The 8,581-nt window shown below is 67.3% G+C and carries 11 protein-coding genes and 2 pseudogenes; 9 read left to right on the forward strand and 4 right to left on the reverse strand.

Going from position 1 to position 8,581, the window contains the following annotated elements:
* The 4 genes and pseudogenes from Q8814_RS22230 to Q8814_RS22245 all read left to right on the forward strand — a co-directional run.
* A pseudogene (locus Q8814_RS22230) lies at positions 1–133 on the forward strand (cytochrome c biogenesis protein CcdA); the annotation flags it as partial.
* Positions 130–1,824, forward strand: coding sequence for a cytochrome c biogenesis protein ResB (gene resB / locus Q8814_RS22235; protein WP_330154153.1), 1,695 nt, complete (start codon positions 130–132; stop codon positions 1,822–1,824). The pseudogene Q8814_RS22230 and the gene resB, both read left to right, overlap by 4 nt.
* On the forward strand, positions 1,821–2,810 hold the full coding sequence (gene ccsB, locus Q8814_RS22240; protein ID WP_330154154.1) for a c-type cytochrome biogenesis protein CcsB: 990 nt from the start codon (positions 1,821–1,823) through the stop codon (positions 2,808–2,810). The genes resB and ccsB overlap by 4 nt, the downstream gene beginning before the upstream one ends.
* A 48-nt stretch (positions 2,811–2,858) precedes the next feature.
* Positions 2,859–3,881, forward strand: a complete 1,023-nt coding sequence (locus tag Q8814_RS22245) for a MinD/ParA family ATP-binding protein (protein WP_330154155.1) — start codon at positions 2,859–2,861, stop codon at positions 3,879–3,881.
* Here Q8814_RS22245 and Q8814_RS22250 read toward each other — a convergent pair.
* A complete protein-coding gene (locus tag Q8814_RS22250) occupies positions 3,878–4,078 on the reverse strand; it encodes a hypothetical protein (RefSeq protein WP_330154162.1) in 201 nt (66 codons plus the stop codon). The two genes, Q8814_RS22245 and Q8814_RS22250, sit on opposite strands and share 4 nt — an antisense overlap.
* 222 nt (positions 4,079–4,300) lie before the next feature.
* Positions 4,301–4,510, reverse strand: coding sequence for a BldC family transcriptional regulator (locus Q8814_RS22255; protein WP_330154156.1), 210 nt, complete (start codon positions 4,508–4,510; stop codon positions 4,301–4,303).
* A gap of 199 nt (positions 4,511–4,709) precedes the next feature.
* On the opposite strand from Q8814_RS22255, the gene Q8814_RS22260 reads away from it, so the two are divergent.
* From Q8814_RS22260 to Q8814_RS22280, 5 genes are all read left to right on the forward strand, one after another.
* Positions 4,710–5,105: a DUF4229 domain-containing protein gene (locus Q8814_RS22260; RefSeq protein WP_408015966.1), complete on the forward strand. Its 396-nt coding sequence runs from the start codon at positions 4,710–4,712 to the stop codon at positions 5,103–5,105.
* Complete coding sequence (gene cds1, locus Q8814_RS22265) at positions 5,102–6,208, forward strand: L-cysteine desulfhydrase Cds1 (RefSeq protein WP_330154157.1); 1,107 nt, start codon at positions 5,102–5,104, stop codon at positions 6,206–6,208. The genes Q8814_RS22260 and cds1 overlap by 4 nt, the downstream gene beginning before the upstream one ends.
* Positions 6,209–6,275: 67 nt before the next feature.
* A complete protein-coding gene (locus tag Q8814_RS22270) occupies positions 6,276–6,491 on the forward strand; it encodes a helix-turn-helix domain-containing protein (RefSeq protein ID WP_330154158.1) in 216 nt (71 codons plus the stop codon).
* 5 nt (positions 6,492–6,496) lie between these two features.
* A complete protein-coding gene (locus Q8814_RS22275) occupies positions 6,497–7,069 on the forward strand; it encodes a Clp protease N-terminal domain-containing protein (protein ID WP_330154159.1) in 573 nt (190 codons plus the stop codon).
* A 41-nt stretch (positions 7,070–7,110) separates the two neighbouring features.
* Positions 7,111–7,497, forward strand: coding sequence for a phage holin family protein (locus Q8814_RS22280; protein ID WP_330154160.1), 387 nt, complete (start codon positions 7,111–7,113; stop codon positions 7,495–7,497).
* A 19-nt stretch (positions 7,498–7,516) separates the two neighbouring features.
* On the opposite strand, the gene Q8814_RS22285 is transcribed toward Q8814_RS22280, so the two are convergent.
* Positions 7,517–8,386, reverse strand: a complete 870-nt coding sequence (locus Q8814_RS22285; RefSeq protein WP_330154161.1) for a 1,4-dihydroxy-2-naphthoate polyprenyltransferase — start codon at positions 8,384–8,386, stop codon at positions 7,517–7,519.
* A 58-nt stretch (positions 8,387–8,444) separates the two neighbouring features.
* Positions 8,445–8,581, reverse strand: a pseudogene (locus Q8814_RS22290) (o-succinylbenzoate--CoA ligase); the annotation flags it as partial.

Here is an 8,581-nt window from a genome sequence, read left to right on the forward strand (position 1 = left end):
CGCCCGCACAGTTCAAATCGTCGGCGGCCTCATGCTGATGGCCGTCGGCATCGCTCTCGTCACCGGCGCGTGGGACCTGTTCGTGTCCTGGGTGCGTGACGCATTCATCTCGGAAGTAGTGCTCCCCATATGACGGCGACCGACACCTCTACCCCCGCATCGCAGCCCCGCCCGCCGAAGCAGAATTTCGGTGGCCGGGTGGTGGCCTCGGTGCGCAACACGTGGCGTGGCCTGACGTCGATGCGCACGGCGCTGGTGCTGCTGTTCCTGCTGGCGTTGGCCGCGATCCCCGGGGCGCTGCTTCCGCAGCGCAGCCTCAATGCCGGAAAGGTCGACGAGTACATCGCGGCCCGCCCGACCCTGGGTCCCCTGATGGACCGGCTCGAGCTGTTCGACGTGTTCGGCAGCTTCTGGTTCACGGCGATCTACGCGTTGCTGTTCATTTCGCTCATCGGCTGCATCCTGCCGCGTTGCCTCGAGCATTTCCGGGCGCTGCGCACACCGCCGGTTTCGGCGCCACGCAACCTGAGCCGATTGCCGCATCACTTCGACACGGTGGTCGACGACGTGCCCGCGGACGTGGTTGCACGGGTGCGCGGCGAACTGCGCGGGTGGCGAGTCGTCGAGCGCGCGGGCGGACCGCGGGCGCACGACGGGGAGCTGACCCTCTCGGCCGAGAAGGGATATCTGCGCGAGGCCGGCAACCTGCTGTTCCACATCTCCCTGGTGGCCCTCCTCGCGACGGTGGCTCTCGGCAAACTCTTCGGCTACGAAGGCCAGCGCATCCTCGTCGCCGACGGCGAGGAGTTCTGCACGACGTCGCCCGCGGCGTTCGACTCGTTCATCGCGGGTATCGAACTCGACGGCACCGGCCTGACGCCGATGTGCGTGCGAGTGCACGACTTCACCGCCGACTACCTCGACAGCGGCCAGGCCGAGATGTTCACATCGAATATCGAATACCAGTACGGCGATGACCTGCAGACCAACACCTGGCGCGACGAGCAGCTGAAGGTGAACCATCCGCTACGGGTCGGCAGCGACCGCGTCTACCTGCAGGGACACGGATACGCGCCGACATTCACGGTGACCTGGCCCAGCGGGGAGACCCGCACCGAAACGCTGCAGTTCGCCCCCGAGGACGCGACGACCTTCCTCAGTAGCGGCGCGATGCGTTTCGATCCGCCCGGGGGCATGTACCCCGACGCCGACGAACGGCGCAAGAACCAGATTGCGATCGAGGGGCTGTTCGCCCCCACCGCGGCATTCCACGGCACCCTGCTGTCGTCGGCCTTCCCGGCGATGCTCGACCCGGCTGTCGCCGTCGACATCTACAAGGGTGATGCCGGATTGGACACCGGAAGTCCGCAGTCGCTGTTCTCTCTGAACAGTGAGCTCATCAATCAGGGCCGGCTCGTCAAGCAGGACCGCGTGAACCTGCGGCCCGGGGAGAGCACCACGCTGCCCGACGGGGTGGAGGTTCGTTTCGACGGGGCCACGGATTTCGTGAACCTGCAGGTCTCGCACGATCCGGCGCAGCAGTGGGTCCTCGTCTCGGCGATCTCCATGATGATCGGACTGCTGGTGTCGCTCCTGGTCAAGCGACGCAGGATCTGGGTGCGCGTCTATCCGGCCGGTACAGTGTCCGAGGACGAACGACGAAGCGTAGTAGAACTCGGTGGACTGGCCCGCACCGATCAGGCCGGCTGGGGCGACGAGTTCGATCGGCTGGTAGCCCGCCTCCTCGGCGACCGGGCTGCGGGCAGCCAGGTTGCGAACGACGACACGGCCGCGACCACGGCGGCACAGGAGAAGAACAGATGACACTGAACGAAACGCTCGCGCAGTACAGCGACTGGGCCTTCGAATCGGCATTCGCGGTGCTGGTGCTGGCATTGATCCTGCTGGTCGCCGAGTACGCGACCCACCGCGTCGACCTCGTCTCCGAACGCGAACTCGTCGCCAGCGGTGCGCGCCGGTCGGACCCGTCGATCGACGTTCCTGCCGACGCTGCGCCGGGACGGGTCGAGCAGCGGCAGGGTCGCACCACATCCGAGCGGCTGGGCAACATGGGGCGCGCACTGGTGGTCGTCGTGGCTGCGCTGCAGATCGCCTCGATCGTGATGCGCGGCTTCGCCACCGAACGGTTTCCGCTCGGCAACATGTACGAGTTCGTGGCGATGGCGTGTGCGGCCGCGATCGTGTTCGGCCTGGTGATGCTCCGTAAACCCACCTACCGCATCATGTGGGTGTACGTGCTGGTGCCGGTGCTGATTCTGATGTTCCTCGCGGCGACCGTGCTGTACGCCGACGCCGCTCCCGTCGTGCCCGCGCTGCGCTCGTTCTGGCTGCCCATCCACGTCACCATCATCAGTGTCGGCAGCGGCATCTTCCTGGTGTCGGGGGTCGCGAGCATGCTGTTCCTGCTGCGCATCCGCTTCCCGAAGGGCAAAGCGGCCACCGGTGTGCTCGCGGGGATCGCCCAGCGACTGCCCGACGCGCAGACGCTGGATCGCCTCGCCTACCGCACGACGATCATCGGGTTCCCGCTGTTCGGTGCCGGCATCATCCTCGGCGCCATCTGGGCCGAGGCTGCGTGGGGCCGCTTCTGGGGCTGGGATCCGAAGGAAACCGTTTCGTTCATCACGTGGGTGGTCTACGCGGCCTATCTGCACGCTCGCGCGACCTCCGGCTGGCGCAACACGCGCGCCGCGTGGATCAACATCGCGGGTTTCGTGGCGATGCTGTTCAACCTGTTCATCATCAACATGGTGGTCTCGGGCCTGCACTCGTACGCCGGACTCAACTGACCCTGCTATCGTCCTGGCGTCGCAAACGTCTGCCGGGGGGAGCATGCGATGGGGGAAGAAGCGGGCCGGGGATCCGGTATACGGGGTTTCCGGGTAGCAGCGCCTTCGGCGCGGGATCTGGACGCGTCGCTGCTCGTCCGGCGGGTCGAGCCGGCGCCGAAGCGAGGATGGCGCCGGGCGGTCTTCCAGGCGACGGCAGGGAAGGTGAACGTCGGCGACAGCGTGCGCGAGCGTGAGCGCCGGAACCTGGCCGACCAGGTTCGGGTGCCGCTGCACGGGTGCTACCGGATTGCGCTGCTCAGTCTCAAAGGCGGGGTCGGCAAGACGACCACCACTGTGACGCTCGGCTCGACATTCGCGGCTCTGCGCGGTGACCGCGTCATCGCGGTCGACGCCAACCCGGATCGTGGCACCCTCAGTCAGAAGGTGCTTGCCGAAACGTCGGCGACCGTCCGAACACTGCTGCGCGACGAGTCGCGGATCGGCAGGTACGGAGACGTGCGGGCCTACACCTCTCAGAACGCGCATCGACTCGAGGTGCTGGCATCCGATACCGATCCGGCGGTGTCCGAGGCCTTCAGCGGAGCGGACTACGAACGGACGCTGGGCGTTCTCGAGCGGTTCTACAGCATCGTCCTCACCGACTGCGGTACCGGCCTCATGCATTCCGCGATGAGTGCGATCCTCGAGAATGCCGATGCTCTGGTGGTGATCAGTTCAGGGTCTGTCGACGGCGCGCGCAGTGCCTCCGCGACGCTGGACTGGCTCGATGCCCACGGTTACCGCCGGCTCGTCGAACACTCGATCGCGGTGGTCAACGCCGTTCGTCCACGCGCGGGCAAGGTGGATCTCGATCGGTTGATCGGCCACTTCGAACAAAGATGCCGTGCGGTGCACGTCCTGCCGTTCGATCCGCACCTGGAAGAAGGCGCGGAAGTGGATCTGGAGCGGTTGCAGCCGCGAACTCGGCGGGCCCTTCTCGGGCTTGCCGCGGACATGGCCGGCGACTTCGCGCAACCGGCGCATCGGGGGTTGCCGGTCGACGGCGCGACCCGGCGGCCGGGCGCCTAGTCGACGCCCCCTTTGTCCGGCCCCGGTGTGCCGTCCCCGCGCCGCTTGTGAACTTCGCGGTCGACCTTCCAGAGGAACTCCGGATCGTCGTCCGGTCCGACGACGCGGGTGGACGGGCGGTTGAGGTCGGGTCCGAACCCCTTCCACAGCAGCACGGCAAGCGTCACCGCACCGATGATCGCCAATAGGTAGAGCACCATGCACCTCCTAGCTGTGGTCAGGCGCCGACGCAGGGAGCAGGGCGTCGTGCGGTCCTGGTTCCACCAGTCTATGTGGCCGGTCTACCGGACCCGGTCGACCGGGGTGCAGGGATCGGAATCGGCAGGACTCGGGGATGTTCGGGACGGTGCGTCCGGATCCGATTCCGGAGATCGGAGGCGGACGTCCGTGAGGTGACGCAGGTGCGGCCGGTTCGCGGATCAGCGAGTGGCTTCGGTGGTGAGAGACCGCAGCAGTGCGAGGACCTCGGATTCGCGGAAGCGGCGGTGGCCGCCGGGTGTGCGCAGCGAACCCAGCCGTCCGGCGTGTGCCCACCGGGTGACGGTCTTGGGATCCACGTGGAAGAGGGCGGCGACCTGGCCAGGGGTGAGCAGGGATTCCCGTGTGCCGTTGAAGGTGGGTGCGCTCATTTCTGATTTCCTCCCGTTTGATTCGTCGTGATCGGGTTGTTCGATCGACTTGTCCCAGTCATGTTGGCATCGAACCCCCTGGTTGCTCGAACGGTCAGCGGTTGGTAAAGCGGAAGTAATAGACAAAACGGACGAGATTTCCCCGTGCGCCGGAGACGGTGAGCCGGGTCCGTGTGCGGCCGACGGTTACCCTGAACGGGTGAACGACGAACACCCGAACGCCTCCTCGGATAACCGCTCCGACCGCAGTCGAAACACCCCGCCACGGGACCCTGCACGCGCCGGCTCCGCGAAGGCGGCACCGGACTCCGGTAAGAGCTCGCTGGCGCGCGACGTCGCGCTGTATTCGCTTGCGCGGCTCGCGCTCGTCGTCGTCCTCGCCGTCGTCATCATCTTCGTTCCGCGCCTGTTCGGGGTCGATATTCCCCTGCTCATCGCCGCGCTGTTCGCCGTTCTGATCGCCCTGCCGCTCTCGCTGGTGCTGTTCGCGCCCCTGCGGCGCCGGGTCAACGAAGGTATCGCCACGGTCGACGAGCGCCGTCGGGCCGCACGCGCAGATCTCGAGGGCCGACTCCGCGGCGAGGACGGGAAGTGACCGATGGCAGTCCGGATGTCGTCGATCGCAGTACCTCCCGCGACTGGGTCGACAACGCCGTCCGTCTGATCGAAGCCGACGCGCAGCGCAGCGCCGATACTCATCTGCTGCGCTACCCGCTGCCGTCGGACTGGGGTGTACAGCTCTACCTCAAGGACGAATCGACGCATATCACCGGCAGCCTCAAGCACCGGCTGGCACGGTCGCTGTTCCTGTACGGGCTGTGCAACGGCTGGATCGACAAGGGCACCCCGATCATCGAGGCGTCGTCCGGTTCCACGGCGGTGAGCGAGGCGTACTTCGCGCAGCTGCTCGGCCTCGAGTTCGTCGCCGTCGTGCCACGCCGGACGTCGCCGGCCAAGGTCGCATTGATCGAGGCGCAGGGCGGCCGGTGCCACTACATCGACAGACCACCGGAGATCTACACCGAAGCACATCGCCTCGCCGACGAGCTCGGGGGATGTTTCATGGATCAGTTCACCAACGCCGAACGTGTCACCGACTGGCGCGGAAACAACAGCATCGCCGAATCCATCTACTCGCAGATGCGGTTCGAGCCGCATCCGGTTCCCGACTGGATCGTGGTAGGCGCGGGTACCGGCGGTACCAGCGCCACCATCGGCCGGTACGTCCGCTATCGGCGTCACCACACGCGGCTCGTCGTCGTCGACCCGGAGAATTCGGCGTTCTTCGGCGGATACGAAAGCGGCGCTGCCGATTACGCCACCGGTATGCCGTCGCGGATCGAGGGTATCGGCAGGCCGCGCGTCGAACCGTCGTTCGTACCGCAGGTCGTCGACCGGATGGTGCGGGTGCCCGATGCCGCTTCTATCGCCGCCATGCGACACGGGAGCGACGTACTCGGCAGGCGGGTGGGCGGGTCTACCGGCACCAATCTGTGGGGTGCGTTCGGGCTGATCGGCGAGATGATTGCCGAGGGCCGGCGGGGCAGTGTCGTGACCCTGCTGTGCGACGGCGGCGAACGCTACACCGACACGTACTTCTCCGACGAGTGGCTGGCAGCGGAGGGTCTCGATACGACGGCATCGACGGCCATCCTCGAGGCGTTCGCGGCAACCGGCAAGTGGAACCCGCTCGGGTAGCAGACACCGCCCGAAAAAGTGTCAATCCAGGTTGACGCATCCCGGTTTGTCAACCTACATTGACAGTATGAGTGAAGCCACCACCCTCGCCGCTGCGGCCGCGGGTTCCGACCCCGCCGAGGGGCTCCGAGCCGTCCGGGCCCTGCGTCGCCTCCTGGAACGCCTCGAAGCGATCCAGGTCGAGAACGCCCGCAACCAAGGTTGGTCGTGGCAGGCAATCGCCGACTCACTCGAAGTGAGCAGGCAGGCCGTCCATCAGAAACACAGCCGGAAGCGCAGGTAGACACTATGTTCGAACGTTTCACCGACAGTGCCCGCGCCGCCGTCGTCGCGGCGCAGACCGAAGCCCGCCGACTCCGTGCCGCCGAAATCGATGTACCGCACGTTCTCGTCGGGGTGCTCGTGGTCGCCGACGAACCGCTCCGCCTCCTCCTCGCCGACGTCGGCCTCACGATCGACGGCATCCGCTCCGAACTTGCGGCCCGATCCCGCGGTGAAGAGCTCGGGACGGACGACGCGGCCGCGCTCGAGGCCATCGGCATCGATCTCGACCAGGTGCGGGCGCGTCTCGAGGAGACGTACGGAGAGGGAGTCCTCGACCGGCCCGCCGCGCGGGACCGCCGCGGTCGTTTCGGCGACCTGTTCGGCGATCACATTCCCTTCACCAGGGACGCCAAGAAGGTGCTCGAACTGTCGCTGAGGGAGGCGATCGCACGTCACGACCGGGTGATCCGGGCCGAGCACATCCTGCTCGGGGTGTTGCGCAGTGACGAACCGCGGAGCACCGCACTGATCGAAGCGCACCTGACGCGCGAGGAGCTGCGCCGGGTCCTGGCCACGCACCTGGACGCCGCAGCCTGAGTCACTCCCGTCACAACGGGATCGTGTGTCACAGTTGCACTATGATTTCACTGATCTTGCGACTGGTTATCAATGCCGTGGCGCTGTGGGTCGCAGCCAAGGTGGTGACCGGCATCGACATCGTGGGCATGAACGGCTCGTTCACCACCGATACCGCTATCTCCCTGCTCGTCCTCGCGGTGATCTTCACGCTCGTCAACGCGCTCGTCAAACCCATCGTCAGTCTGCTCTCGCTACCGCTGGTGATCCTCACCCTGGGCCTGTTCACGCTCGTCATCAACGCCCTGATGCTGTGGCTGACCGCGTGGCTGAGCAGCTTCACCGACTACGGGCTCACGGTCGCCGGGTTCTGGGCCGCGATCTGGGGCGGGCTCATCATCGCGATCGTCAACTTCCTCCTCGGCCTGGTCGTGCCCGACCGCGGTTGATCGCGACCAACCGCGGCGCTCAGCCGAACGCCAGCCCCACGGCCGTCGCGACTGCCCACACGAGCATGGCGATGCCCGAGTCGCGCAGCGCCGGAACGAGGTCGAGACCGAGGGCGCCGGCTCGGATCGGCGCGTGCGCGCGCACCGCGAACGGGGCCGCGAGCAACCCGGCCGCGGCCCAGGGGGTGACCGCGACGAGCGCCACCGTGATCGCGAACGGCAGGACCATCAACGTCAGATGCAGGGTGCGGGTGCGTGGGTCGCCGAGCCGCACCGCAAGAGTTCGTTTCCCGCTCTCCGCGTCGGTGGGGATGTCGCGCAGGTTGTTGGTCACCATCACCCCGGTCGAGAAGGAACCCACCGCCACGGCGCATCCGACGCCGGCCCAGTCGATACGTCCGGCCTGCACGAACTGGGTGCCGAGCACCGCGACGAGACCGAAGAACACGAACACCGCGACCTCACCGAAACCGCTGTAGCCGTAGGGCATTCGACCGCCGGTGTAGTACCAGGCCGCGACGATGCACACGGCCCCGACGAGCAGCAGCCACCACGCGGTGGTGAGCGCGAGGGCCACCCCCGCCACCGCGGCGATCCCCAGGGAGACGAACGCGGCCCGTTTGACCGCCGACGGCGCCGCGAGTCCGGCACCGACGAGCCGCAGCGGCCCGACGCGGTCTTCGTCGGTGCCGCGCACGCCGTCCGAGTAGTCGTTGGCGTAATTGACGCCGATGATCAGGCCCAGCGCGACTCCCAGCGCGAGTAGCGCCTTCCACCAGACTGCTTCGCCGAGCGCGGCGGCGACCCCGGTACCGGCGGCGACGGGAGCGATTGCATTGGGGAGGGTGCGAGGACGGGCGCCTTCGAGCCATTGACCAGCGGTTGCCATGCACCGATCTTCGCACTCCGATCGAACCGGTTGTGCACGGCGCCGGTCGGCGCGGCGTCTACCGGCCGGAGAACCGCTGGACGAGGGTACGCCGGTCGACCTTCCCCGGCCCCCGCAGCGGCAGCGCATCGACGATGTGCAGCTCCCGGGGCGCCGCGGTCGGGTCCAGCGTCGCTGCCGTGTGCTCGCGGAGGT

The organism is Rhodococcus chondri (genome assembly GCF_036327435.1).
GTDB lineage: Bacteria > Actinomycetota > Actinomycetes > Mycobacteriales > Mycobacteriaceae > Rhodococcus > Rhodococcus chondri.

What these genes read in the sequence shown, in the direction of transcription:
- resB (WP_330154153.1), top strand. Translation starts at nt 130, where the DNA reads ATGACGGCGACCGACACCTCTACCCCCGCATCGCAGCCCCGCCCGCCG.
- Q8814_RS22255 (WP_330154156.1), bottom strand. Translation starts at nt 4,510, where the DNA reads ATGAGCGCACCCACCTTCAACGGCACACGGGAATCCCTGCTCACCCCT.
- ccsB (WP_330154154.1), top strand. Translation starts at nt 1,821, where the DNA reads ATGACACTGAACGAAACGCTCGCGCAGTACAGCGACTGGGCCTTCGAA.
- Q8814_RS22285 (WP_330154161.1), bottom strand. Translation starts at nt 8,386, where the DNA reads ATGGCAACCGCTGGTCAATGGCTCGAAGGCGCCCGTCCTCGCACCCTC.
- Q8814_RS22245 (WP_330154155.1), top strand. Translation starts at nt 2,859, where the DNA reads ATGGGGGAAGAAGCGGGCCGGGGATCCGGTATACGGGGTTTCCGGGTA.
- Q8814_RS22280 (WP_330154160.1), top strand. Translation starts at nt 7,111, where the DNA reads ATGATTTCACTGATCTTGCGACTGGTTATCAATGCCGTGGCGCTGTGG.
- Q8814_RS22275 (WP_330154159.1), top strand. Translation starts at nt 6,497, where the DNA reads ATGTTCGAACGTTTCACCGACAGTGCCCGCGCCGCCGTCGTCGCGGCG.
- Q8814_RS22270 (WP_330154158.1), top strand. Translation starts at nt 6,276, where the DNA reads ATGAGTGAAGCCACCACCCTCGCCGCTGCGGCCGCGGGTTCCGACCCC.